This window comes from Kocuria arenosa, assembly GCF_042879215.1.
In the GTDB taxonomy this organism is placed as follows: Bacteria; Actinomycetota; Actinomycetes; order Actinomycetales; family Micrococcaceae; genus Kocuria; species Kocuria arenosa.
This window is the reverse complement of the sequence record NZ_JBHZTA010000017.1, coordinates 1-23495: the sequence shown is the minus strand read 5'-3', so window position 1 is coordinate 23495 and position 23495 is coordinate 1. Positions and strand designations below refer to the sequence as shown.

Below are 23495 nucleotides of genomic sequence, written 5' to 3'. Positions count from 1 at the left end.
CTGGGACGGGTGCTCCCATCAGAATAGCAAGCTTGCTGGTGAAATGGGCGGGCCGGTGGTTCCGCCCGGCTGTGCGCGAACGGAAACATGCCCGTCACGCGGACGTGAGAAGACTTGAGTGCAACTCGTGGTATCACTTGTACCGTGTGGTACCCGTCACACGCCTGTCGGCACGCCGGGGACCCGCGCCCCTGCTCCGTCACCCGGAGCCGGTCCTGCCGCTCGCCCCTCCAGGAGTCCGTTCATGCCCACGCCATTCCGTCCGGGGCGCGCCCGCCGCCCTCTCTCCGTCACCTCCCTGGCCGCCGTGGCCGCCCTCGTCCTCACCGGCTGCCTCTCCTCGGACCGCGAGGAGGGCGGCTCCGACGCCACCCAGGCCGCCGGGGGCGGCGACGTCGACGGCACGTTCGTCTTCGCGGCGTCGTCCGACCCGAAGACCCTCGACCCCGCGTTCGCGCAGGACGGCGAGTCCTTCCGCGTCTCCCGCCAGATCTTCGAGGGTCTCGTGGGCGTGCAGGAGGGCTCGGCGGACCCCGAGCCCCTGCTGGCCGAGTCGTGGGAGCAGTCCGAGGACGGCCGGACCTACACGTTCCAGCTCAAGGACGGCGTCACCTTCCATGACGGCACGGCGTTCGACGCCGAGGCCGTCTGCGCGAACTTCGAGCGCTGGTACAACTTCGAGGGCCTCCTGCAGTCCGAGAACATGGCCTACTACTACGGCTCGCTGTTCAAGGGCTTCGCGGACGCCCCCGAGGAGGCCATCTACTCCGGCTGCGAGGCCACGGGCGACCGGGAGGCCGAGGTCACCCTGAACAAGCCGTTCGCCGGGTTCATCGCCGCCCTGTCCCTGCCGGCGTTCGCCATGCAGTCCCCCACGGCCCTCGAGGAGTACGGCGCGGACACCGCCGGCGGCACGGAGGAGTCCCCGGAGCTCTCCGAGTACGCCCAGGGCCACCCGGTGGGCACCGGGCCGTTCCGGTTCGACTCCTGGGACGTGGGCAACCAGGTGGTCCTGTCCGCCCACGACGACTACTGGGGCGAGCAGGGCCAGGTCACCGACGTGATCTTCCGGATCATCGACGACCCCCAGGCCCGCCGCCAGGCCCTCGAGTCCGGCAGCGTGGACGGCTACGACCTCGTGGCCCCGGCCGACACCCAGGCCCTGACGGACGCGGGCTACAACGTGGTCACCCGCGACCCGTTCACCATCCTGTACCTCGGCTTCAACCAGGCGCAGGAGGAGCTCGCGGACGTCGACGTCCGCCGCGCCATCGCACACGCCATCGACAAGGACGCCCTGGTCTCCCAGACGCTGCCCGAGGGCACCACGGTGGCCACCCAGTTCATCCCCGAGTCCGTCAACGGCTACAACCAGGACGTCACCCAGTACGAGTACGACCCCGAGCGGGCCCGCGAGCTGCTCGCGGAGGCCGGCTACGCCGACGGCCTGGAGCTGGACTTCAGCTACCCGACCGGCGTCTCCCGTCCCTACATGCCGAACCCCGAGCAGACCTTCACCACGCTCACCGCGCAGCTGGAGGAGGTGGGCATCACCGTGAACCCGCAGCCGGACAAGTGGTCCCCGGACTACCTGGACCGCATCAACGGCACCCCGGACCACGACCTGCACCTGCTCGGCTGGACCGGTGACTACAACGACACCGACAACTTCGTGGGCGTGTTCTTCGGGCGGGAGAAGCCCGAGTTCGGCTTCGAGGACCCCGAGCTGTTCCGGGCGCTGGCCGAGGCCCGCGAGCTGACCAGCGTCGAGGAGCAGACGCCGGTCTACGAGGACATCAACGAGCAGATCATGCAGCAGCTGCCGGCGGTGCCCCTGGCCAACCCGGCGCCGTCGCTGGCCTTCGACTCCCGGGTGGAGTCCTACCCGGTGAGCCCGGTCAACGACGAGGTCTTCAACAAGATCCAGCTCAGCGAGTGAGCCCGGGCCCGGGGCGGCGCACCGCGCGCCGCCCCGGGCCGCCCCCGCCGTCCTCCCGGCGGTCCTCCCCAGCCCCTCTCCGTCCGGAAGGACCGGAATGCTCCGCGTCATCGGCAAGCGGCTCGCCCTGCTCGTCCCCACCCTCTTCGGCCTGTCGGTCCTGCTGTTCGCGTGGGTCCGCGCCCTGCCCGGCGGCCCGGCCACTGCGCTGCTGGGTGACAAGGCCACCCCCGAGGCCGTGGCCCGCATCAACGAGGTCTACGGCTTCGACCGCCCCCTGCTCGAGCAGTACGTCGTCTACATGAGCCAGCTCCTCCGGGGGGACTTCGGCGCGTCCATCGTGACCGGCCGGCCCGTCGTCGAGGAGTTCCTCACCCGCTTCCCCGCGACCCTCGAGCTCGGCCTCGTGGCGCTGGTCTTCGCCGTGGGCATCGGGGTCCCGCTCGGCTACGTCGCCGCCCGCCACCGCGGCAGGCTCCTCGACCACTCCTCGGTGGTGCTGTCCCTGCTGGGCGTCACCGTCCCCGTGTTCTTCCTGGCGTTCATCCTCAAGTGGCTGCTCGCGATCCAGGTCCCGCTCTTCCCGGCGGACGGACGGCAGGACCCGCGCATCGACGCGACCCACCACACCAACTTCTTCGTCCTCGACGGCGTCCTCACGGGCGAGTGGGACGCGGCGTGGGACGCGTTCCTGCACCTGATCCTGCCGGGCGTGGCCCTGGGCACTATCCCGCTGGCGATCATCGTGCGCATCACGCGCGCCTCGGTGCTGGAGGTGCAGAGCGCGGACTACGTGCGCACCGCCCGCGCCAAGGGCCTGACGCGCGGCCTGATCCGCGGCCGCTACATCCTGCGCAACGCCATGCTCCCCGTGGTCACCACCATCGGCCTGCAGACCGGCCTGCTGATCTCCGGGGCCGTGCTCACCGAGACCGTCTTCGCCTTCAACGGCATCGGCCGGTTCCTGCGGGACGCGATCTTCACCCTCGACTACCCCGTGCTGCAGGGCTTCATCATCTTCATCGCCCTGGCCTACTCCCTGATCAACCTGCTGGTGGACATCTCCTACAGCCTCATCGACCCCCGGGTGCGTGTCCAATGAGCGCCACACTTCCTCCCGCCCCCTCCGGCCCCTCGCACACCGAGGGCCCCGAGGCCGTCACGACCACGCCGGGCACCACCGCGGCGGTCGGCACGAGCCTGTGGCAGGACGCCTTCCGCCGGCTGCGCCGCAACCCCGCGGCCATCACCGGGGCCGTGATCGTCGGCGTCTTCCTGCTCGTGGCCCTCCTGGCCCCGTGGCTCGCCCCGTTCGGCGGCGAGGAGCTGCCCGGGCGCACCGACATCACCCCCACCACCATCCCCGGCCCCGGCGACGTCGCGGGCCACCCGCTGGGCCTGGACCGCTTCGGCGGGGACCTGCTGTCCAAGCTGATCTGGGGGGCCCGCGCCTCCCTGGTCATCGGCGTGGTCTCCACCGCCCTGGGCCTGGTGGGCGGAATGGTCCTCGGCCTGCTGGCCGGCGGCCTCGGCGGCTGGGTGGACAGCGTCATCATGCGCTTCGTGGACATCCTGCTCTCCGTGCCCAACCTGCTGCTGGCGGTGTCCATCGCCGCGATCATGGGGCAGAGCCAGTGGGCGGTGATGATCGCGATCGGCGCCTCCCAGGTGCCCATCTTCGCCCGCCTGCTGCGCTCCTCGATGCTGTCCCAGAAGGGCGCGGACTACATCCTCGCCGCGCAGACCCTGGGCCTGTCCCGCCGCACCATCACCATGAGCCACCTCCTGCCCAACAGCACCGGGCCGGTCATCGTCCAGGGCACCCTGACCCTGGCCACCGCGGTGATCGACGCGGCTGCCCTGTCCTTCCTGGGCCTGGGCGGCGGCGTGCCCCAGACCGCCGAGTGGGGTCGCATGCTCACCTACGCCCAGGCCGAACTGTCGATCGCGCCGCAGCTGGCGTTCCTGCCCGGCCTGTGCATCGCCGTCACCGCCCTGGGCTTCACCCTGCTGGGGGAGTCCCTGCGCGAGTCCCTCGACCCCAAGTCACGAACCGCGTGAGGTGCACCGACCGATGAGACCGGAGAACACCGCCCCGGGGGCCGACGCCGCCCCGCTGCTCGAGGTCGAGGACCTCGCCGTGGCCTTCACCACGATGACCGGCCCGGTCCAGGCCGTACACGAGGCGTCCCTGACCCTGCGCGAGGGCCGGACCCTCGCCATCGTGGGGGAGTCCGGCTCGGGCAAGTCCACCACCGCCATGTCCGTGATCGGGCTGCTGCCCGGCAACGGCCGGGTCACCCGCGGCTCCGTCCGCTTCGCGGGCCAGGAGCTCGTGGGCCTGGACGAGCCCCGGATGCGGCGGATCCGCGGCCGGCAGATCGGCCTCGTCCCGCAGGACCCCATGTCCAACCTCAACCCCGTGACCACGGTCGGCCGCCAGGTGGCCGAGACCCTGCTCGTGCACGGTCTGGCCACCCGCCAGGACGTCGACGAGAAGGTGGTGGCGGCGCTCGCGGCTGCGGGGCTGCCCGAGCCCGAGCGGCGCGCCCGGCAGTACCCGCACGAGTTCTCCGGGGGCATGCGCCAGCGCGCGCTCATCGCGATCGGGCTCTCCTGCCGGCCGCGGCTGCTCATCGCCGACGAGCCGACGTCCGCCCTCGACGTCACCGTGCAGCGCACCATCCTGGACCAGATCGAGCGGATGACCGAGGAGATCGGCACGTCCGTGCTGCTCATCACCCACGACCTGGGCCTGGCCGCCGAGCGCGCCCAGGACATCGTGGTGATGCACCGCGGGCGGATCGTCGAGGCCGGCCCGTCCGCGCAGGTGCTCGAGGACCCGCAGGACGAGTACACCCGCCGCCTCGTGCAGGCGGCGCCCTCGGTGGCCGCTGCCCGCGTGGGGCGGCAGGCCACCCCCTCGCCGGGCTCGACGGGAACGGGCCCGGCGGGAGCGGGCTCGACGGGAGCGGGCGTCGCGGGAGCAGGCTCGACGGCGGCCGGCCCGGCGGGAGCGTCCCCGACGGCGGGAGGCGCCGCGGCCCCCGTCCGCCCGGAGACGGACGACGCTCCCGTCCGGGAGCCGCTCGTGGTGATCGAGGACCTCACCAAGGTCTTCAAGGGCCGGCTGGGCCAGGCGGACTTCACCGCGGTCCAGGACGTCTCCCTCACGGTGCCGCGGGGGAGGACCGTGGCGATCGTGGGCGAGTCCGGGTCGGGGAAGACGACGACGGCGCGGATGCTGCTGAAGCTCTACGAGCCCACCTCCGGGTCGATCCGCTTCGACGGCCAGGACGTGACGGGACTCCGGGGCAGGCAGCTGGCCGCGTTCCGGCAGCGCGTCCAGCCGATCTTCCAGGACCCGTACTCGTCCCTCAACCCGATGTTCACCATCGGCCGGATCGTCGAGGAGCCGCTGTCCACCTACGGCCGCGGCACCCGCGCGGAGCGCCAGGACCGGGTGAAGTGGCTGCTCGAGGAGGTCGCCCTGCCGCCCTCGACGATCAGCCGCTACCCCAACGAGCTCTCCGGCGGCCAGCGCCAGCGCGTGGCGATCGCCCGGGCGCTCGCGCTGCAGCCGGAGCTCATCGTGTGCGACGAGCCGGTGTCCGCGCTGGACGTGCTCGTGCAGAAGCAGATCCTGGACCTGCTGGGGCGGCTGCAGGACGAGTTCGGGCTGTCCTACCTGTTCATCTCCCACGACCTCGCGGTGGTCCGGCTGATCTCGGACGAGGTGTGCGTGATGAAGGACGGCCGGCTGGTGGAGGCCGCCGCGAGCGAGGAGATCTTCACCGATCCCCAGCACCCGTACACCCGGCAGCTGCTGGCCTCGATCCCCGGCAACGAGCTGCGCGTCGGCGCCTGAGACCGGGCGCGGGGCCGGCGCGGCGGCTCAGCGGCCCCAGCTGCGGCGCAGGGCCGCCACCAGCACCGCGAAGTCCTCGGCCATGTCCGGGTGGCCGGGATCGGCGAGCCACTGGATCTGCAGGCCGTCCATCGCGGCGATGACGCCGCGCACGATCGACTCGACCGGCGCGTCCCCGGCCAGCCGGCCGTCGTCGGCGGCCTCCGCCAGTGCCGCGCGCAGCTGCTCCGCGGTGGTGCGGTGGTGCTGGCGCAACCAGGCGTTGGCGGGGTGCCCGGGGTCCACGGCCTCGGCGGCCACGGTGGTGAACAGGCGCACGATGCCGGGCTGGGTCTGGTTGTGCCGGACGAGGTCCACGAGGCTGTCGAGGAACGCCCAGCCGCGCGGCCGCCCGGCGCCCGGGGGCTGGACCTGGGCGAGGTCGATCTCGTCGCGCCGGTCCAGCACGGCCTGCAGCAAGACGTCCTTGGTGGGGAAGTAGTGGGTGAGACCCGTCTGACTCATCCCGCACGCCCGGGCCACCTCGCTCATCGAGGTGGCCCGGTAGCCCTCCGCCGAGAAGACCTCCGCGGCCGTCGCCAGGATGTCCTCCCGCCGCGCGGTGCTGTCGGCGCCCCGGGGGCGTCCCGGGCCGCGGCGGGGCCGCGGGGACGTGGTCTCGGGGGCCATGGGGATCTCCTGACGGACGGGGAGGGGGCGGCCGGCCCGGCGGGCCGACCGCCCCCGTGCCGGTGCTCAGGCCAACGATACCCGGGCCCGGACGTCGCCCAGCCCGCGGGCGACCACGAGCTCCCCGCCCCCGGCCAGGGGCGCCCAGGTGCCGGCGGCCTCGTCCCAGCGGCGGAGCAGCCGGTCGTCGCAGGTCACCGGAACGACGGCCGTGGCCCCGGCGGCGACGTCCGCGCCCCGGTAGCCGACCAGGCGGATCGGCTGGTCCTCCTCGGCGGGATCCAGGTAGACCTGGACGGTCTCCCGCGAGTCCCGGGCGGACGTGTTGGTGACCTCGACGGTGACCTCGACGGTGACCTCGAGCCCGGCCTCGCCCGCGTGGGCCTGCACGGTCCCGTACTCCCAGGTGCCGTAGCCCAGGCCGTGCCCGAACCAGAACAGCGGGGCGGGGGCGTGCCCGGCGTGGTAGCCGCGGTGGCCGATGAACGTGCCGTCGTCGTAGGACAGGACCAGGTCCTCGCCCGGAACCAAGTCCCAGGCCGGGGCCGCCCCGTCCGCGGCGGGCCAGCTGGTGACCAGGCGCCCGGTGGGCTCCAGCGCACCGGTCAGGGCGGCGGCCACGGCGTGCCCGCCCTCCTGGCCGGGCAGCCCGGCGACCAGCACCGCGTCCACCTCCGCCAGCCACGGCATCAGCACGGGGGTGGCCGCGTTGACGACCACGACGGTCCGCCCGGCGGCGGCCGCCACGCGGGCCACCAGCTCGTCCTGGCGGCCGGGCAGGGCGAGGGTCTGCTTGTCGGCGGCCTCGGTCTCGTCCTCCTCGGTGAGCCCGACGACGACCACGGCGGTTCCGGCGGCGGCTGCCGCGGCCTCGGCGGCGGCGATCAGCTCGTCGTCGGGGCGCGGGGCCGGGGCGGCCACCAGGGCCGTGAGGCCCAGGGCGGTCATGTCCAGCAGGTGGCTCTCCTCGGCCAGGCCCAGGGCGGGGTCGCCCAGGAGCAGCTCACGCCAGTCGACCGGGTCGAGGGCCACGGTGGCCGTGACGGTCGCCGCGGCCGGCAGCTCCACGGTCTCGGCGAACGCCGGCGGGCGCAGCATCGTCTCGCCGGGGTCCTTCCCGGCGAAGCGCAGCCGCGCCGAGATCTCCCCATCGCCGCCGGCCACGGTCCAGGCGCCGGCGCCGATCGCGCCCAGCAGCACCGGCCCGGCGTCGTTGGCCAGGGTCGTGGTGAGCACCGCGGTGGCCGGGTCCTGATCGAGGTCGTCGTCCCAGCCGATCGAGATCGCGGAGGAGTCCGAGTGGTACCGGGAGAGCTCGGTGCCGTCGGCGGCGAGCAGCACCACCTGCATCCCGGGGGTGCCGGTGGCCGGGTCCGTGAGGAAGGTCGGGTCCGCGGCGACGGGCCGGCTCCGCACGGCCACGCCGTCGGTCACGCGCACGCGGTCCCCGAGCAGGGCGGTCAGCCCGTCGGCCACGGTGGACTGGTACGGCGGGTTGACCGTCGCCGAGCCCCCGCCCATGTCCACGGTGTCGACCGCGTGCCGGCCGATCAGCGCCACGGCGCCGTCGGCTCGCCCGTCCGCGGCCAGCGGCAGGACGCCGCTGTTCGCGACGACCGTCATGCCGCGGGCGGCGATCCGGCGCAGCTGCTCCTGGCGGACCGGCGAGTCCACCGCGGGCAGGTCCTGTGCCCACCGCCGGGGCTCCTGCCCCTCGGGGGTGAGCCCGCCGACCCGGTCGGCCAGGCGCAGCAGCCGCACCACGTGGTCGTCCACGGCCTCCTCGGCGACCTCCCCGGCGCGGACGGCGGCGACGAGCCGATCGCCCCACGGGCCGTCGGGGCCGGGCATGACGAGGTCCAGCCCGCCGTTGGCCGAGGCCGCGGTGCGCTTGGTGGCGAACCAGTCGCTCATGATCAGCCCGTCCCAGCCCCACTCGCCCTTGACGATCCCGTTCTGCACGTGGTCCTGCTCCGTGGCCGGCACCCCGTTGACGTCGTTGTAGGCGGCCATCATCGACCAGGCGCCCGCGTCCTGCACGGCCATCTCGAACGGGAGGAGGTACAGCTCGCGCAGCGCGGTCTCGGAGACGCGGGAGTCCATGAAGTTGCGCAGCGTCTCGGACTCGTTGGCCACCAGGTGCTTCAGGCACGCGGCGGTCCCGCGCTGCTGCATCCCCCGCACGTAGGCGGCGGCGGTGCGCCCGGTGAGGTACGGGTCCTCGGAGCAGGCCTCGAAGAGCCGCCCGCCCAGCGGGGACCGGTGCAGGTTGACGGTGGGGCCGAGGACCACGTGGATGTGCTGGCGCTGGGCCTCCTCCGCCAGCATCCGCCCCACCTCCTCGGCGATCCCGTCGTCCCAGGCCCCGGCGATCAGGGTGGCGCTGGGGAACAGGGCCACGGCGTCCCCGCCGATGAACTTCAGCCCGCGCACCCCGGTGGGCCCGTCCGAGAACGCCAGCGGTGCCAGTCCGATCCGGTCGTTGCCGGGGAGGGTGAACGCGGTCTCACCCGTGAGCAGGTGGACCTTCTCCGCCAGGGAGAGCCGGCCGACGAGCTCGGCGAGGCGGGTGGTGCGGTCGAGGGTCTGGGTCGTGTCGGGCATGATCACTTCGCTTTCTTGATGGGGAGGACGACGAGGGCGCCGGCGAGGGCCGCAGCCGCGGCGGCGCCCAGGAGCAGGCCGTAGTTGGGGGCGCCGGCGGCGACGCCGACGGTCAGGAGCCAGGCGCCGGCGAAGGGCGCCAGGGACTGGGGCATGGCGTTGGCCATGTTGAACACGCCCAGGTCCTTGCCGGAGTCCTCGGGGTGGGGGAGGACCTGGAGCACGAGAGCCATGTCCACGGCGAAGTAGATGCCGTAGGCGACCCCCAGCAGGGCCTCGACCAGGTAGAACTGGCCGACCGTCTCGACGTGCATGAGCAGGTAGGTGCCCACGGCGAAGACGACCGGGGCCAGCGCCACGGGCAGCTTGCGGCGGCCGGTGCGGTCGGAGAGCCACCCGGCGAGGTACCCGGCCGCCACGAGGGCGACCGTGTAGACCAGCACGCCCAGGAAGACGACGCCGGCCGCGCCCACCTCGTCGATGCCCAGCCGGTCGACGATGAACGGCAGCCGGAAGGAGGTGAACATGAAGCCGGCCAGGATCATCAGGAACCGTGACCACCACGCGAAGCCGAAGTCGCGGTGCATGAAGGGGTTCGTCCAGAAGGAGCCCAGGACCTCCCTGGCGGTCAGCCGCGGCGGCTTCTGCTGCAGCACGGGGTCCGGCAGGACCACGGCGTAGAGGACCAGGCCCGCCACGCCCACGAGGGCGGGGACCATGAACAGCAGCAGCATGTTCGTGGTGAACAGCGTGGCGAACCAGGAGGCCACGAGCACGCCCACGTTCTGCATGATCCCCACGGTGGCCGAGACCCGCCCGCACTGCTTCTCCGGCAGCTGGTCGGCCAGGGTGGCGATGAACGGGCTGAACGCCGCGTTGGCGCCGAGCTGGGCCACGAACCACCCGGCCATCAGCATCCCGGCACTGGTGGCCCGGCTGATGCCGAACAGGGCGACGGCCATGACCAGCGAGCCACCGACGATCCAGGGCCGGCGGCGCCCGAACCGGGAGGTGGTGCGGTCGGCCTCTGCCCGCAGGCGAGGCCGGTGGGCCGCTGCCCGCGCGTGCGCGGGGCGAGGACGTTGTGGTTTCCGATGGACATCGTGGTCTCCGGTGGGTGCGGGGCCGGTGGTGGCCGGAAGTGCCGGGCTATCAGCGGAACTACTAATAGTGAATACGCACTATTCCATGGAGTGACGCGGATCACCAGAGCTGTCGCGAGATGTCGTGGAGGTGTCGCTCAGCACAGAGGCGCGGCCGCGGCCAGCCCGGCGAGCACCGCGAGCACGGTCAGCGCGCCGGTGCCCGCGGCGTTGAGCACCGCCCGGAGCGCCTGCCCATCCCGGGCCAGCCGCACGGTGTCGGCCATCGCGGCGGAGAAGGTGGTGTACCCGCCGCAGAAGCCGACCACGGCGGCCGCCGCGGCGGGACCGCCCAGCGACCCGGCCAGCGCGGCGCCGGACAGGAGCCCGGCCAGGAACGAGCCGCTCACGTTGACGACCACGGTGCCGGCGGGGAAGGACGTCCCCCACCGCTGCCGCACGGTCCCCTCCACCGTGAACCGGGCCATCGCCCCGAGCCCGCCGAGGAGGCAGATCAGCAGGGCGGTCACGCGCGCCGGACCCGGGGCGCGAGGACGGTGCCCGCGAGGCAGGCCAGGAACCCGCAGACCAGCGAGATCCCCACGTAGGCCAGCGCCTGTCCCGCGGCCCCTCCGGCCAGCAGCCGCTCGGCCTCGAGGGCGAGCGACGAGAACGTCGTGAACCCGCCCAGCGCCCCGGTGCCCCCGCCGAGGCGCAGCAGCATCCCGCGGGGGGTCTCCGCGCCGCGCCGCACGAGGGACTCCAGGAGCATCCCGAGCAGGAACGACCCGAGCAGGTTCGCCGTCAGGGTGGCCAGGGGCCAGCCGGCCACCGTCGGCAGCAGCAGGGCGAGTCCGTGGCGGGCCCCGGTGCCCAGCGCCCCGCCCACCCCCACGGCGAGGACCAGCAGCAGGCGCCGGTGCGGCGGTCGGCTCACGGGGCTCCCTCGGGACGGGCTCCCGGGGGAGCGGTCGGCGGCTCGATCCTACCGGCCGGTCCGTAGGATGTCCGGGTGCAGACGATACGCGGCGCCCGGATCCTCCTGGCCCTCAAGACCTCGCTCGCCGTGGCCGTGTCCTGGGCGGTGGCCCAGCGGATGCCCGGGGTGCTCGACGAGTATCCCTACTACGCGCCGCTGGGTGCCATCTCCGCGATGTATCCGACCGTGCTGGGCTCCGTGCGCGCCGGACTGCAGACGGTGGCCGGCATCGCCCTGGGCATCCTGCTGGCGGCCGGGGTCCTGCTGGTCGGCGAGCCCAACCTGATGACGGTCGCCGCGGCGGTCGGCGTGGGCGTCCTCCTGGCGGGCATCCGCCGGCTCGGGGCGGGTGCGGAGTACGTCCCGGTCGGCGCCCTGTTCGTCCTCATCGTCGGCGGCCAGGACGCCGAGGGCTTCTCGGCGGGCTTCCTCGTGCAAATGTCGGTGGGCGTGGCGATCGGGCTGATCGTCAACGTGACGGTCTTCCCGCCGCTGGACTTCCGCACCGCCCGCCTGCAGCTCGACCGGCTGCAGCGCGTCGTCGTCGACTATCTCGAAGACGTCGCCGCGGAGCTCGCGGAACCCGGGACCACCGGGGGACGGGACTGGCGCCGGCGCAACCACGCCCTGGTGCGGATCACGAGCGAGGTGCGCGAGGCGGTCGACGAGTCGGCGCGCAGCGCCCGCGGCAACCCCCGGATGGTGCTCCGGCGGCGACGACACCGCACCACGGACCCGGGGGACCCCGGCTACGACTCCCTGCTGAAGCTCGAGAACGTGGTCTTCCACCTCCGGGGGTTCACGGACGCGCTGCGGGAGCTCTACGACCACGAGCAGCACGACTGGCTGGTGCCCGCGGCCCTGAGCACCCGGCTCGCCGAGGCGGCACAGTCCGCCGCCGACGGGGTGCGCGCCTGGTCGGACGGCGAGGACCCCGAGGAGGCCGTGGAGCGGGTCCGTTCCCTCGTGGGACGGCTCCACGCCGACCTCACCGACCCGTCCCGGGCGGAGGACCGGCTCGTCCTGGCCGCGGCCCAGGACCTCGCCCGGCTCGTGGCGGTCCTGGACCCGCCGACCGCCCCGACGGCCGGCAGCAGCGCCGTGACCCGGGGCTGAGGCCGTCGCCCGGCCGGAGGCGGCGCCGTCCCGGCAGCCCCACGGGCTCCGGGACGGCGGGCGGCTCAGGCCCGGCTGCGCCGCCGCAGGTGCATCGCGCCCGCCGCGCCCGCGGCGGTCCCTGCGGCGAGCAGACCGGCGAGCAGGCCGGTGGCGGGCCGCTGCTCCGGCTCCGCGGCGGCCGTCTGCATGTTGAGGCCCGGGTTGACGGCCGCGGGCACGGCCTCGGCGGGCGCCTGGACGGGTGCCGCCACGACAGGCGCCGGGGCAGCCTCCACCGGGACGGCCTCCACGGGGACGGCCTCGACCGGCGCGGGGAGCACCGGCGCCGCGACCTCCGGGACCACCACGGGGGCCGGGGCGGCGGGCCCCTCGCAGGCCATGACGGCCTGCTCGAGGAGCACGAGGAGCTGGTTGAACGTGGCCTCGTCGAGGGCCAGCTCGGCCAGGAGCGCCTCGAACGTCACGGCGGCGTCGGCGAGGGCCTGCTCGGCCACGGCCGGGTCGAGCGTGCCGAGCGCGGCGGTGAGCTGCTGGTCGAGCTCGACGAGGCGGGCCTCGGCCTGGGCGACGGCCTCCGGGTCACCGGACTCCTGCGCCGCCATCAGTGCGGCCGCGGCGGCCTCCAGCTCCTGCAGGCTCGGCCCGCCGGCGCCCTCGACGAGCGCGGCGTACTGCGCCTCGGCGGCGGCCACGGCCTCGGCCGACACGTCGAGCGCCCCGAGCGATGCGGGGGTGAGGCCGGCCCCGGCCAGTGCTGCGTCCAGCTGCGCCGTGGCCTGGAGGCAGGCGGGGTCCCCGGGGGCCGCGACGGCCGCCGGAGCCCCGAGGAAGAGGCCTCCGGCCAGCATCGCGGCGGTGGCGCCCGTGGCCGCCCATGTCTTTCCAGCAGTCATGTCCTGTGTCTCCCGTGCTCGGTCGTCGCCCCGGGGTCACCCCGCGGCCGGCAGCGCGCGGCATGACCTCCCCCCGCGTCGCCGGTCCGCGCGCGGTGGCGGGGGCGACAGGAAATGCCGTGCTGCTGGTCGTGGGGCGTGCACCGTGGAACTCGCGGAGATCCGGAGCACGTCCGCCGGACTGCTGTGCCGTCAAAATACTTGCCGGTAGCCCGTATTGGCAATAGTGAACACGCCTGGTGGGGTGAGGAGCGGGCCGGGCCACCGGCCGCCGTGCCGCGGCGGCGGACCGACGCCCGGTCGGCGTCCTGTGCGCGCAGGACGGCGACCGGGCGCGCAGGACGCCGCGTCCCCGGGTGCGGTGGCACCGGGGGACGCGGCGTCGGGAGTGGCTCCTCCGCCGGAGCGGAGCGCGGGTCAGCGGGGGGAGGTGGACTCCAGGGTCCTCTGCCGGGCGGACCAGGCGGCGTAGGAGCCCTCGAGCTCCGCGACGTCGTAGCCGGCGTGGCGCAGGGTCGAGGCCACGACCGAGCTGCGCAGCCCGCTCTGGCAGTAGGTCACGATCGTGCCCTGCTCCGGGAGCCGGTCCGGGTTCCACAGGACGCGGCCGCCGTGCAGCTGGGTGGAGCCGGGGACGTGGCCCGCGGTGTGCTCGCTGACGGCGCGCACGTCCAGCAGCAGGGCCTTGTCGAAGCCCTCGACCTCCTCGGGGGCAACCAGCTGCGGAGCGGACTGCGGCAGGCCCTCGACCCCGGTGACGTAGCCGGCCACGGCGTCGATGCCCACGCGCACCAGGTGGTCCCAGAACTCCTGGGCCTCCTCCTGGCCGGGGGCCAGCAGCACGAGCGGCCGCTCGTCGGTCTCGGGGTCCACGGCCCAGGCGCCGAAGGTCGCGATCGACCTGCCGGCCGGGATGTTCAGTGCCCCGGTCACGGTCCCGGTGTGCACCTCGTCCGCGGAGCGGGTGTCCACGAAGGTCACCTCGCCGGCCGCCAGGCGCTGCGCGACCTGCTGCGCGTCGAGCTCGGGCAGCGGGGCCCGCTCGCCCATCACGGCCGGGCCCCGGCGGTTCTGGTTCTTCATCCGCCCGAAGTAGAACGGGGCGTCGGGCTGGCCGTCGAGCAGCTCGGCGACGAAGCCGGCCTCGTCGTCGGCCGCCAGGTGGGGGCCCCACCAGGCGTAGAGGCGCTCGTAGCCCACCGTGGTGGACGGGATCGCGTCCAGGGCCTTGCCGCAGGCCGAGCCGGCCCCGTGGCCGGGGAAGACCTGGACGTGGTCGGGCAGGGTCAGGAACTTCTCCTTGAGGCTGGTGAACATCTGCTTCGCGCCGACGAAGCGGGTGTCCACCCCGCCGGCGGCCTCGTCCAGCAGGTCCGGGCGGCCCAGATCGCCGGAGAACACGAAGTCGCCGGTGAGCAGGTAGCCCGGGGCGTCGGCGAAGGCACCGTCGGTGACCAGGAGGGACAGGTGCTCGGGGGTGTGGCCCGGGGTGTGCACAGCGGCCACCACGATGTTGCCGATGCGGATCTCGTCGCCGTCGTGCAGGCGGGCGGCCTCGAACCCGTACTGCCAGTCCTCCCCGCCCTCACCGGAGACGTGGATGCCCGCCCCGGTGGCCGCGGCCAGCTCGCGGGTGCCGGAGAGGTAGTCGGCGTGGATGTGGGTCTCGGTGACCGCGGTGATCTCCATGCCGTTCTTCGCCGCCACCTGGAGGTAGACGTCGATGTCGCGGCGGGGGTCGACCACCAGCGCCTGGCCGGTGGCCTGGCAGCCGATCACGTAGCTGGCCTGGGCGAGGTCCTCGTCGTAGATGCGCTCGATCAGCATGAATCTCTCCTTCGTCCGGTGGCTGGTGACGCGTGCCCCGGAGGGTCCCCCGCGTCGTCCTGAGCACAACGGTAATACCCCTGGGGGTATAGTTCAAGTACCCCCAGGGGTATCCGTCCGGTGGGGCGCCGGGACCGTTCCCGGCGGCTCCGGCGCCGGTCGGCCGCCTGCTCGCAGGACGCCACGAGGCACTCGGTCGCGGCCGGCCGCGGAAGCCGTCGCCACCGAGGATCGCGATCCTCACCGGTGCCGATTTCCCGGCCCGGCCGGTGCCGGACCCGTCGTGCCGGTGCCGGCCTCAGCGTGGAGGCTGCGTGCGAACCGGGAGTGAACGGTCCTGGACCAGCTGCTGGTGCCCGAACGAACCGGGGCCGACCTCCCAGCCCGGGCCGGCCAGCTCGCGCAGCTCGTGGGGCAGATAGGCGCGGCGCAGGGACCGCAGCCCGTCGGTGCGCAGGAAGGACCCCGGGGCCAGGGGCAGCACGCCCACCGAGTACAGGCGGTAGGCCGCCGGGCTGCGCACGAGGTCGTTGTGCACCACGAGCCGGCCGGCCAGTCGCTCCGAGTCCGCTGCGAGGTCCCGCACGGGCCCGGGGTCCAGGTGGTGGAGCAGGTGGTTGGAGACCACGACGTCGAACGTCTCGCCGGCCGCGACCAGATCCCGGCTGGTGACCCGCCGAAAGACCGGCGGCGCCGCCCGCGGGTGCCGGGTCGACCAGCGGGTGGTCCGTGCCGAGGCCCAGTCGTGGGCGCGGGCGTCCGGGTCGATGCCGGTGATCCGCAGGTCGATCCCGTCCCGCTGCGCCCACCGGGCCAGGGCGCGGGCGACGTCCCCGCCGCCGGAGCCGACGTCCAGGAGGGTGAGCGGCCGGCCGGGCTCGGCGAGGGGGCGGATCCTGCGCCGGTAGGTCGCGCACCACCCGGCGACCAGGGAGTTGACGAGGTCGAAGCGCGCGTAGGTGCGCTGCAGCGCGGCGAGGTCGCAGGAGGGGTCGTCCATGAGCTCGCGCAGCTCGGCGTCCCGCCGGGAGAGGTCGGGCCGGGCGTGCGGCAGGACGGAGGGCATCTGCCCATTCTCCGTGGGCCGACACGATCCGCCAAGGAGCACGGCGGGCCGGGAACGGCGCCCGGTGCCGTCACTAGACTGGGGCTCCCGGCCGGTGCCGGGCAGGACCGGACGGCAGGAGGGGACCGCGTGGGACACACCGTGCGCGCCGTGGGCTCGCGGCCCGGCCCGTGGATCGGCCTCGCGAGCGTGTGCTGGGCGGCCAACGCCGCCCTCGGGGCGTCCGTGGGTGCGGGGCTCGTGCACACGGGCCGGTTCCGCTGGGTCCACCACGCCCTCTACATCACCACCACCACGACGACGGCGCTGGCCGCGGTCCTCGCCGCCGGCTCGTCCTCGGCCGCCGGGCGCGCGGCGGGCCGGGCCCTGGCGCCGGCGCTGCTGCCCCTGGCCGCCCTGCCGCACGTCGGCACGCCCGCCCAGGGGCACCCGCGCCGCCACGCGCTCGCGGCGCTGTCCGCGGCGCCGTTCTACGCCACCGCCCTGTTCCGAGCCCGCGCCGCCCGTGCGGGCTGATCCGCCCGACCTGACCCGCCCGACCTGACCGGAGAGCACATGGAGTTCCTCGACGTCGTCTTCAACCGCCGCACCACCAACGGCCCGTTCCTGTCGGACCGGGTGTCCCCGGAGCACCAGAAGCTGCTGCTGCGCACGGCCGCGGCCGCGCCCTCCCAGTTCAACAGCCAGCCGTGGCGCTTCGTGCTGATCGAGGACCGGGGGACCATCGACCGGATCGCCCGGATCAGTGCCGACTCGATGACGCAGGTGATGGCCGAGGGGACCTTCTTCGACCGGTACAAGCGCTACTTCCGCTTCAGCAAGCAGGAGATGGAGGAGCAGCGCTTCGGGATGCTCTTCGACAAGCTGCCCACGGTGCTGCGCCCCTTCACCAGGAAGGCGTTCACCCCGGGCGGGCAGGCGATGATGAACCGGCTGCGGGTGCCCCAGACCCTCGGTGCGGAGAACCACAAGCTCGTCACCGGGTCCCCCCTGCTGCTCGGCGTGATGCTCGACCGCCGCGAGTACCGGCCCGGGGAGCTCTCGGGGTTCTACTCGCTGTTCTCGATGGGTGCGGCCATGGAGAACCTCTGGCTGACCACCGTGGAGCTCGGCATGGGCATCCAGTTCATCTCCTTCCCCATGGAGGCCCCCGCCCGGTGGGCCGAGGTCGTGGACCTCCTGGACGTGCCCGACGACCTCGAGCTCATGGCCGTCTACCGTCTGGGCTACGTCCCGGAGCAGCACCGCCGCCCGGCCATCGACTGGTCCAGCCGGGAGCGGCGCCGGATCTCCCAGTACGTCTTCCGGGAGTCCTGCGCCACGCCGCAGGAGGGCTGGGACGACTGAGCGCCCCCCGTTCCCGCCGAGCTCACCGGTCCTGCCCGAGAGCGACGGATGTCTGCCGGGATCCCGGGCAGGACCGGTGACGTCGGCTGGGCGGGCAGGGAGTCCTTCCAAGAGTGTGTGACACACACTGATGTGCAGCCATGGCAGCTGAACCGGTCGACGAGATCGTCGCGTCCCACTTCCAGGAGCTGCGCCGTGGCACGGTGGTCCTGGCCTGCCTGCTCGTCCTGGACGAGCCCCGCTACGGCTACGCCCTGCTCCGGACCCTCGGCGACGCGGGGCTCGACGTCGAGGCCAACACGCTCTACCCGCTCCTGCGCCGCCTCGAGGCCCAGGGCCTGCTCGAGAGCGACTGGAACACCGACGAGTCCCGGCCCCGCAAGTTCTACCGGACCACCGGACCACCGGGCCCGGGGTCCGCGTCCGGGACGCCCTCGAGGCCGAGCGGCTCCGGCTGCACGCCGCCCTGTCCGCCCTGGCCCGCCCCACGTCTCCCGAGGACTGATCGCCATGTCCGCCAGCACCGCACCGAGGGCTATCTCCACGAGGTCGCCCGGCGCCTTCCGCCCAGAGCCCGCGAGGACGTGTCCCGGGAGCTGCGGGGCACCGTCGCCGACATGGTCGACGACGGTGTGGCGCAGGGGATCCCGCCGGCCGAGGCGGAGCGCCGCGCCCTCGAGGAGCTCGGCGACCCGGCGCTGCTGGCCGGGGACTGCGGCCCCGGCCCGCGGCCCCTGATCGGGCCCGCGCACTACCACGACTTCCTCGAGCTGCTGAAGATCCTGGTGCCCGTCCTGGCCGGTCTCTTCGGCGGGCTCACCCTGATCGGCCGGCTCTTCGGGGAGGCGGGGCGCGAGGACCTGGTCACGCACCTCGTGCTCTCGCTCGCGGTCGGTGCCGCGATCCAGGGGGCGCTCACGGGGGCGGGCATCGCCGTCGTCGTCTACGCCGTGGTGGAGCGCACGGCGATCGCGGAGGCGGTGCGGCGCGGCGCCCGGGGCGAGACCGGGGCGGCGGTGGAGGAGGCCCGTGCTGGACGGTCGAGCAGCTGCCGCCGCCGCGTCCCGAGCGGGACCCGACCGTGGGGGAGCCGGTCTGGGCCGGCATCGCCCTGGGCCTGGCCTTCGCCGCGCCGTTCCTGCTCTCGCGGCCGCTGTTCCGCGAGGGCCCGCTCGCCGGCGAGCCCCTGCTCGACCCCGCCGTGTGGACGCCGTGGGTGCCGCTCTACCTGGGGCTGCTGCTGTTCGCCTGGGGGTGGGAGCTGCTGCGCTTCTTCCGCCGCCGCTGTCGGGGGACAGCACTCGGCCCGCGGGAGCTCCGAGGAGCTCCCGCGGGCCGGAAGAGGGCCTCTGCCGCTGCGGGGTGCCGAGCGGCGCGGGACGCGGGGCGCTTCGTGGGCGACCGGCGTCGGCCGGGATGCGCCCAACCGGGTGAGGCGGCGCACCGTGTGACCATCAGTTGACACCGTGGTCGGCACCGTGCGCAAACGTCTACTCTGGAACTGATCAGATCGATCAGATCGGGACGGCGAAGAGGGGGTGCTGTGGTCAGCATGACGAACGGCGGGGCCGGCACGGGTCCGCTGGACGCGACGGACCGGAAGATCCTGGCGGCGCTGGACGAGGACCCGCGGATGACGGTGCTGGCCCTGGCCCAGCGCACGGGCCTGGCGCGCGGGACGATCCACGCGCGGCTCGAGCGCTACCGCGCGAGCCCCGCGCTGCGCCCGCACAGCACCCGGGTGACGCCCGCGGCGCTCGGCTACGGCCTCGCCGCGAGCGTGGCCGTGGAGCTCGACCAGCACCAGCTCGACGAGGCGATCGCCGGGCTGCAGGCGATTCCACAGGTCATCGAGGTGTTCGCCCCGGCGGGGCAGACGGATCTGCTGTGCCGGGTGGTGGCCGAGGACCCGGAGGACCTCTACCGGGTCTCCGAGGAGATCCGGCTGTGCCCCGGCATCCTGCGGACCTCCACGAGCATGTTCCTGCGCACCGTCATTCCCTATCGGGTCGCACCGCTGCTCGCGGGGGACGAGGCGCCGGGGAGGACCGGGGGAGGGGTCAGTTCCGGGCGGCCGCGCCCATGACCTCGGCCCGCAGCCGGCCCAGGTCCACGGCGTCGCCCTCGTGCAGGCCGTGGGTGCGGACCCACGCGCGGGCGCTGAGCATGATCTCGTCGTAGTACTGGTGCGTCTCGCAGTGGGCGGCCCCGATCCGGGCCTGGGCGCGGTGCTCCCGGCAGTCCTCCGTGAAGGAGATGACGGCCACCGGGCTGAGGGCGAGCCCCACCACGCCGCGGACGGCCGTGATGGTGCGCCCGTGGAACGTGTCGCCGGGGGCGAGGTCCCAGGCCCTGGTGGCGGGGTGCTGATGGGTGAGGTCCATGATCGGCTCTTGTGGTGTGGGGAGGCCGTCCCCCTGCGCGGAGCGCCGGGGGGCGGCCTCGGGGACGTCGGGTGGAGTGGGAGCCGGGGGAGGCTGGTGCCCGGCTGCCCCGGGTGCCGTCCGGTCAGTGGTCGAGGCCGGTCCAGTGGCTGGTGTCCTTGTGCCAGCCGGACCAGTGCTTGCCGTCGTGGTAGCGGTACTCGACCACGTGGTAGACCTTCTTGGCGTCGTGGTGGTCAAGGTGCTTGTAGTGCCCGCCGCCCCAGGAGTTGCCATGGAAGTAGTGCTTGTAGTGGTCATCACCGATGTCGTGGTGCTTGCCGTGCTTGTCCACCGCGTAGTAGTGCTGCTTGACCTCCACCTTGTAGTCCATGTGGCACTTCACGTGGAACGGGTACTTGACGACCTTCTTCCCGTGGTGCCACTTCCAGGAGGGCTTGTGGGCGTCGACCGAGCAGTGCTTCTGGTGCGGCTTGTGCGACGCCGTCTCGAGCACCGAGGACTGCGTCGAGGCGGCAGGCACCGCGGCGGCCTGGGCCGGGGCGCCCAGCAGGGGGAGGGCGCCTGCGGCCAGGGTCAGGGAGGCCAGGGAGAGCACCGCCTTGCGGGCGTGGCGGCGGGCGCCGGCCGGCTGCGGGGCTGCGGACGGGGTGGTTTCGATGGACATGGCGGATCTCCTGCGGAAGAGAGATTTCGTGGGTGCCGGCGGTTCCTTCCCGGGGTCCGGAGGGGAACCTCTCGAACCGACAGGACAAGAGTCGCAGTCGGGGGCACCCCCCGGCGTCCACCCCGGAGTTGAACTGCGGCGTACAACCGGGGTGGTACGCGCAGGGGGTCAGAATCGGTCCGTGGGCTTGACGAGCCCGCTCTTGAACGCGGCCGTGACCGCCTGGGCGCGCTCGCTGACGCCCAGCTTCAGGAAGATCCGGTGGACGTGGGTCTTCACGGTCGCCTCGCTGAGGAACAGGCGCCGGGCGATCTCCGTGTTGGTCAGGCCGTGGGCGACGGCGACCAGGACCTCGCGCTCCCGCCGGGTCAGCTGCTGCAGCTGCTCGGGCGGAGGGACGGACGGGTCGGGGTGCCGGCTGAACTCGGTCAGGAGCCGGCGGGTCACGTCCGGGTCCAGCCAGCCCCCGCCGCGGGCGAGGGAGCGGACGGCGTCCGCCAGGACCTTCGGCGCGGAGCTCTTGAGGATGAAGCCGGAGGCGCCCGCCCGCAGGGCGGCGTGGACGGCGGCGTCCTCGTCGAAGGTCGTGAGCATCAGGACGGCGGCGACGTTCGGCACCCGGTCCAGGAACGCGTCGGACGTGAGCACCCGGGTGGCGGCCACGCCGTCCGTGCCGGGCATGCGCACGTCCATGACCACCACGTCCGGCTGCAGGCGCGCGGTCTCCTCGACGGCCGCCGCGCCGTCGGTGGCCTCCCCGACCACGGTCAGGTCCGGCTCGGCCGTGAGGAGCATGGCCAGCCCGGAGCGCACCATCGCCTCGTCGTCCACCAGGAGCACCCGGACGGGTGCCGGCTCCGTGCCCCGTGTCATCCGGTGCCCTCCCCGCGGCCGCCGGCCGCCGTGGTCGTCGCGGCGTCCTCCGCCGCGGCGTCGTAGGGGTCGGCCGGGTGGGCGGGCAGCCGCGCGGACACCAGGTACCCCCCGTGCGGATCGGGACCGGCCGTCGCCTCGCCGCCCACCGCCCGGGCCCGCTCCGCCATCCCTCGCACCCCGTGACCGGTCGACAGCCGGGCGGAGAGGCGGCCACGGGCCCCGGCGCCGTCCGTGCGGACCGAGAGCTCGACGTCCCCGGGGCCCCAGGCGAGGGCGACCCGGACCGGGCGGTCCGTGGCGGCGTGCTTGACGGCGTTGGTGAGGGCCTCCTGGGCGATGCGGTACGCGGCCTCGTCCACGGCCGGCTCCAGGACCCCGGGCTCGCCCGCCACGCAGAGCTCCACGTCCCGGCCGGCCGCGCGCAGGCGGTCGAGCAGGCGGTCCAGGTGCTGCAGGCCCACGGGCTGCTGCGCGGCCTGCGCCGGTGCCGACGGCGCCGGGGAGAGCAGGCCCAGCATGCGCCGCAGCTCCGTGACGGCCTGCTCGCCGAGCTCGTCGACCTGTCGCAGCGCCGTCCGGGCCCGCTCCGGGTCCCTGTCCATGACACGCTCGGCCCCCGCGGCCTGGAGCACCATGAGGCTCACCGCGTGGGCCACGACGTCGTGCAGCTCCCGGGCGATGCGCTGGCGCTCCTCGGCCTCGGCCCGGGCGGCCGCCAGCCGGGCCACGAGCGCGCGCTGGACCACGCTCCAGCGGACCCACCGGCCCACGCCGAAGACGACCGCGTGGGCCACGGTGAGGAACAGTGCGGCGACGACGAACGCGGCGACCCGCATCGACGGGTCGGGAGTGTCCTGGACTGTGGCGTGCACGCTGGTGGCGACCGGCAGGAACGCCAGCGCCAGGCCGAGGAGCGCCTTCCGGTCCGAGCCGTGCGCGGCCGCCGCGAAGAGGGCCAGCCAGACGCAGAAGATGGGGTGGAACCCGAATCCGAGCAGCGCGACGGCCGCGGCGCCCAGGGCCACCAGGGTCAGCACCGCCAGGGGCCACCGCCGGCGCCAGAACAGGGGCAGGTACAGCAGCGCCGCCGAGAGCACGACGACCCAGGTGGCGACCGCGTCCGGCTCTGCCGTGCGGTCCCACGTGATCTGGAGCTCGATGCCCCACAGCACCGGCACCGCGACGAGGTCCAGGGCCAGGCGCGACGGGTGCCACCGGAATCTCATCGGCTGCCGCTCAGCTGCACACCGACCTGCCGAAGACGGTGCAGATCCACATCCGCTCGACGGGAGGAGCGGGCAGGCGGCAGTCCTCGACGATCGAGTGCCGCCGGATCTCCTCCCACGCCACCACGGGGCGCAGGGCGTCCTCGGTGCAGTCCGGGGCCTCCTCGGCGGGTGCGGGGCCCAGCGCCGTCTCCACGGCCGAGCACAGTTCGGCGCCCGTGGCGAGCCGGCGGTCGGAGCCCGCGCCGTCCGGCGGGCCCTGTGCCGGGCACCCGGACTGGCGGTCGAGCCGGATGCCCGTCATCTCGGACGCCGGGTCGTGCAGGACGCCGTGCAGCTGTATCCGGGCGATCCTGATCCGCTCGACCTCGTCCGTGCGCCCCGCCGCGACCCGGGCGATCAGCACCTCGGGGTCGACGTCCCGTCCCAGCCAGTCCGGCGGGCCGTGCACCAGCACGTAGTCGCTGTCCACCAGGCGTCCCCACGCCAGGTGTCCCTCGATGGCATCAGGTGCCCGCGCGTCCTGGACCGACACCAGTGTCCGGAATTCCGTCTCGAGTTTCGCCATGTCGAGCCCCCCGCAGGTCGTGCGGCAATTCTCCCCGTCCGCCCACGTCAAGTCCATAGTCGGCGGCCGGGCGCGCCGACCGGTGCCTCGCGGGGGCCACCCGGGCCGCGGAGCCCTGGCCACACGGCCCTCCGGGCGGTACCGTAAGCCCACTGGCGAATTGGCGACTTTTCGCCGGCCCTGATCGTCGAGACGGATCGAAGGAGATGCCATGAGCACCAAGGTCGAGAAGACTGTCGTGGTCGACGTGCCGCTGAGCACGGTGTACAACCAGTGGACCCAGTTCGAGGACTTCCCGCACTTCATGAACGGCGTGAAGAGCGTGACCCAGCTCGGCGACGACCGCCTCGAGTGGGTCGCCGAGCTCGGTGGTGTGCGCCG

Annotated in this window: 22 protein-coding genes and 2 pseudogenes; 11 read left to right on the top strand and 13 right to left on the bottom strand. The window is 73.9% G+C overall.

Annotated features, from left to right (window positions below; genetic code table 11):
* Positions 1–244: 244 nt before the first annotated feature.
* The 4 genes from ACFYE3_RS17950 to ACFYE3_RS17935 all read left to right on the top strand — a co-directional run bounded on the left by ACFYE3_RS17950 (position 245) and on the right by ACFYE3_RS17935 (position 5807).
* A complete protein-coding gene (locus ACFYE3_RS17950) occupies positions 245–1939 on the top strand; it encodes an ABC transporter substrate-binding protein (protein ID WP_387611490.1) in 1695 nt (564 codons plus the stop codon).
* A gap of 97 nt (positions 1940–2036) precedes the next feature.
* The gene (locus tag ACFYE3_RS17945; protein WP_368823077.1) at positions 2037–3041 is read left to right on the top strand and encodes an ABC transporter permease; all 1005 of its coding nucleotides are present in this window, start codon (positions 2037–2039) and stop codon (positions 3039–3041) included.
* On the top strand, positions 3038–4000 hold the full coding sequence (locus tag ACFYE3_RS17940; protein ID WP_387611487.1) for an ABC transporter permease: 963 nt from the start codon (positions 3038–3040) through the stop codon (positions 3998–4000). The genes ACFYE3_RS17945 and ACFYE3_RS17940 overlap by 4 nt, the downstream gene beginning before the upstream one ends.
* Before the next feature lie 13 nt (positions 4001–4013).
* A complete protein-coding gene (locus ACFYE3_RS17935; RefSeq protein WP_387611484.1) occupies positions 4014–5807 on the top strand; it encodes an ABC transporter ATP-binding protein in 1794 nt (597 codons plus the stop codon).
* Between the two features lie 27 nt (positions 5808–5834).
* Here the strand turns inward: ACFYE3_RS17935 and ACFYE3_RS17930 are convergent, their stop codons facing one another.
* The 5 genes from ACFYE3_RS17930 to ACFYE3_RS17910 form a co-directional block, all read right to left on the bottom strand.
* Positions 5835–6476, bottom strand: coding sequence for a TetR/AcrR family transcriptional regulator (locus ACFYE3_RS17930; protein ID WP_387611482.1), 642 nt, complete (start codon positions 6474–6476; stop codon positions 5835–5837).
* A 66-nt stretch (positions 6477–6542) separates the two neighbouring features.
* Positions 6543–9080, bottom strand: a complete 2538-nt coding sequence (locus ACFYE3_RS17925; RefSeq protein WP_387611479.1) for a glycoside hydrolase family 3 protein — start codon at positions 9078–9080, stop codon at positions 6543–6545.
* Between the two features lie 2 nt (positions 9081–9082).
* Positions 9083–10117 carry an MFS transporter gene (locus ACFYE3_RS17920; RefSeq protein WP_387611519.1) on the bottom strand — a complete coding sequence of 345 codons (1035 nt, stop codon included), beginning with the start codon at positions 10115–10117 and terminating at the stop codon, positions 9083–9085.
* Between the two features lie 203 nt (positions 10118–10320).
* Positions 10321–10692: a fluoride efflux transporter FluC gene (locus tag ACFYE3_RS17915; protein ID WP_387611477.1), complete on the bottom strand. Its 372-nt coding sequence runs from the start codon at positions 10690–10692 to the stop codon at positions 10321–10323.
* Positions 10689–11099 (bottom strand): fluoride efflux transporter FluC, encoded by a 411-nt coding sequence (locus ACFYE3_RS17910; protein WP_387611474.1) that lies wholly within the window; start codon positions 11097–11099, stop codon positions 10689–10691. Before ACFYE3_RS17910 ends, ACFYE3_RS17915 begins: the two co-directional genes overlap by 4 nt.
* Positions 11100–11174: 75 nt before the next feature.
* Here ACFYE3_RS17910 and ACFYE3_RS17905 point away from each other — a divergent pair, with 75 nt between their 5' ends.
* A complete protein-coding gene (locus tag ACFYE3_RS17905; RefSeq protein ID WP_387611472.1) occupies positions 11175–12257 on the top strand; it encodes an FUSC family protein in 1083 nt (360 codons plus the stop codon).
* A gap of 65 nt (positions 12258–12322) precedes the next feature.
* On the opposite strand, the gene ACFYE3_RS17900 is transcribed toward ACFYE3_RS17905, so the two are convergent.
* The 3 genes from ACFYE3_RS17900 to ACFYE3_RS17890 form a co-directional block, all read right to left on the bottom strand.
* Positions 12323–13153 carry a hypothetical protein gene (locus tag ACFYE3_RS17900; protein WP_387611469.1) on the bottom strand — a complete coding sequence of 277 codons (831 nt, stop codon included), beginning with the start codon at positions 13151–13153 and terminating at the stop codon, positions 12323–12325.
* Positions 13154–13570: 417 nt separating this feature from the next.
* Entirely contained in the window at positions 13571–14980 is a 1410-nt protein-coding gene (locus tag ACFYE3_RS17895) for an MBL fold metallo-hydrolase (protein WP_387611466.1), read from the bottom strand.
* A 298-nt stretch (positions 14981–15278) separates the two neighbouring features.
* Positions 15279–16046 carry a methyltransferase domain-containing protein gene (locus ACFYE3_RS17890; protein ID WP_387611463.1) on the bottom strand — a complete coding sequence of 256 codons (768 nt, stop codon included), beginning with the start codon at positions 16044–16046 and terminating at the stop codon, positions 15279–15281.
* A gap of 129 nt (positions 16047–16175) precedes the next feature.
* On the opposite strand from ACFYE3_RS17890, the gene ACFYE3_RS17885 reads away from it, so the two are divergent.
* The 5 genes and pseudogenes from ACFYE3_RS17885 to ACFYE3_RS17865 all read left to right on the top strand — a co-directional run bounded on the left by ACFYE3_RS17885 (position 16176) and on the right by ACFYE3_RS17865 (position 19479).
* Positions 16176–16562 carry a hypothetical protein gene (locus ACFYE3_RS17885; protein WP_387611460.1) on the top strand — a complete coding sequence of 129 codons (387 nt, stop codon included), beginning with the start codon at positions 16176–16178 and terminating at the stop codon, positions 16560–16562.
* A gap of 39 nt (positions 16563–16601) precedes the next feature.
* Positions 16602–17393, top strand: coding sequence for a nitroreductase family protein (locus ACFYE3_RS17880; RefSeq protein ID WP_387611457.1), 792 nt, complete (start codon positions 16602–16604; stop codon positions 17391–17393).
* A gap of 140 nt (positions 17394–17533) precedes the next feature.
* Positions 17534–17898 (top strand): annotated as a pseudogene (locus ACFYE3_RS17875) (PadR family transcriptional regulator).
* Between the two features lie 43 nt (positions 17899–17941).
* Positions 17942–18844: pseudogene (locus ACFYE3_RS17870) on the top strand (permease prefix domain 1-containing protein); the annotation flags it as partial.
* A gap of 101 nt (positions 18845–18945) precedes the next feature.
* Positions 18946–19479, top strand: a complete 534-nt coding sequence (locus tag ACFYE3_RS17865; RefSeq protein WP_387611516.1) for an Lrp/AsnC family transcriptional regulator — start codon at positions 18946–18948, stop codon at positions 19477–19479.
* Here ACFYE3_RS17865 and ACFYE3_RS17860 read toward each other — a convergent pair.
* The 5 genes from ACFYE3_RS17860 to ACFYE3_RS17840 all read right to left on the bottom strand — a co-directional run bounded on the left by ACFYE3_RS17860 (position 19454) and on the right by ACFYE3_RS17840 (position 23114).
* Complete coding sequence (locus tag ACFYE3_RS17860) at positions 19454–19777, bottom strand: hypothetical protein (RefSeq protein ID WP_368833253.1); 324 nt, start codon at positions 19775–19777, stop codon at positions 19454–19456. The two genes, ACFYE3_RS17865 and ACFYE3_RS17860, sit on opposite strands and share 26 nt — an antisense overlap.
* A gap of 124 nt (positions 19778–19901) precedes the next feature.
* Positions 19902–20444 (bottom strand): hypothetical protein, encoded by a 543-nt coding sequence (locus ACFYE3_RS17855; protein WP_387611454.1) that lies wholly within the window; start codon positions 20442–20444, stop codon positions 19902–19904.
* Between the two features lie 168 nt (positions 20445–20612).
* Positions 20613–21317, bottom strand: a complete 705-nt coding sequence (locus ACFYE3_RS17850; RefSeq protein WP_387611451.1) for a response regulator — start codon at positions 21315–21317, stop codon at positions 20613–20615.
* Positions 21314–22546 carry a sensor histidine kinase gene (locus ACFYE3_RS17845; protein ID WP_387611448.1) on the bottom strand — a complete coding sequence of 411 codons (1233 nt, stop codon included), beginning with the start codon at positions 22544–22546 and terminating at the stop codon, positions 21314–21316. The genes ACFYE3_RS17850 and ACFYE3_RS17845 overlap by 4 nt, the downstream gene beginning before the upstream one ends.
* Positions 22547–22556: 10 nt before the next feature.
* Positions 22557–23114 carry a hypothetical protein gene (locus ACFYE3_RS17840; protein ID WP_387611445.1) on the bottom strand — a complete coding sequence of 186 codons (558 nt, stop codon included), beginning with the start codon at positions 23112–23114 and terminating at the stop codon, positions 22557–22559.
* 211 nt (positions 23115–23325) lie between these two features.
* On the opposite strand from ACFYE3_RS17840, the gene ACFYE3_RS17835 reads away from it, so the two are divergent.
* A partial coding sequence (locus ACFYE3_RS17835) for an SRPBCC family protein (RefSeq protein ID WP_387611513.1) occupies positions 23326–23495 on the top strand: 170 nt, incomplete at its 3' end.

Excerpts from the sequence above, each read along its gene's own strand:
- ACFYE3_RS17950 (WP_387611490.1), top strand. The coding sequence starts at position 245 with ATGCCCACGCCATTCCGTCCGGGGCGCGCCCGCCGCCCTCTCTCCGTC.
- ACFYE3_RS17945 (WP_368823077.1), top strand. The coding sequence starts at position 2,037 with ATGCTCCGCGTCATCGGCAAGCGGCTCGCCCTGCTCGTCCCCACCCTC.
- ACFYE3_RS17940 (WP_387611487.1), top strand. The coding sequence starts at position 3,038 with ATGAGCGCCACACTTCCTCCCGCCCCCTCCGGCCCCTCGCACACCGAG.
- ACFYE3_RS17935 (WP_387611484.1), top strand. The coding sequence starts at position 4,014 with ATGAGACCGGAGAACACCGCCCCGGGGGCCGACGCCGCCCCGCTGCTC.
- ACFYE3_RS17930 (WP_387611482.1), bottom strand. The coding sequence starts at position 6,476 with ATGGCCCCCGAGACCACGTCCCCGCGGCCCCGCCGCGGCCCGGGACGC.
- ACFYE3_RS17925 (WP_387611479.1), bottom strand. The coding sequence starts at position 9,080 with ATGCCCGACACGACCCAGACCCTCGACCGCACCACCCGCCTCGCCGAG.
- ACFYE3_RS17900 (WP_387611469.1), bottom strand. The coding sequence starts at position 13,153 with ATGACTGCTGGAAAGACATGGGCGGCCACGGGCGCCACCGCCGCGATG.
- ACFYE3_RS17895 (WP_387611466.1), bottom strand. The coding sequence starts at position 14,980 with ATGCTGATCGAGCGCATCTACGACGAGGACCTCGCCCAGGCCAGCTAC.
- ACFYE3_RS17890 (WP_387611463.1), bottom strand. The coding sequence starts at position 16,046 with ATGCCCTCCGTCCTGCCGCACGCCCGGCCCGACCTCTCCCGGCGGGAC.
- ACFYE3_RS17880 (WP_387611457.1), top strand. The coding sequence starts at position 16,602 with ATGGAGTTCCTCGACGTCGTCTTCAACCGCCGCACCACCAACGGCCCG.
- ACFYE3_RS17865 (WP_387611516.1), top strand. The coding sequence starts at position 18,946 with ATGACGAACGGCGGGGCCGGCACGGGTCCGCTGGACGCGACGGACCGG.
- ACFYE3_RS17860 (WP_368833253.1), bottom strand. The coding sequence starts at position 19,777 with ATGGACCTCACCCATCAGCACCCCGCCACCAGGGCCTGGGACCTCGCC.
- ACFYE3_RS17855 (WP_387611454.1), bottom strand. The coding sequence starts at position 20,444 with ATGTCCATCGAAACCACCCCGTCCGCAGCCCCGCAGCCGGCCGGCGCC.
- ACFYE3_RS17850 (WP_387611451.1), bottom strand. The coding sequence starts at position 21,317 with ATGACACGGGGCACGGAGCCGGCACCCGTCCGGGTGCTCCTGGTGGAC.
- ACFYE3_RS17845 (WP_387611448.1), bottom strand. The coding sequence starts at position 22,546 with ATGAGATTCCGGTGGCACCCGTCGCGCCTGGCCCTGGACCTCGTCGCG.
- ACFYE3_RS17840 (WP_387611445.1), bottom strand. The coding sequence starts at position 23,114 with ATGGCGAAACTCGAGACGGAATTCCGGACACTGGTGTCGGTCCAGGAC.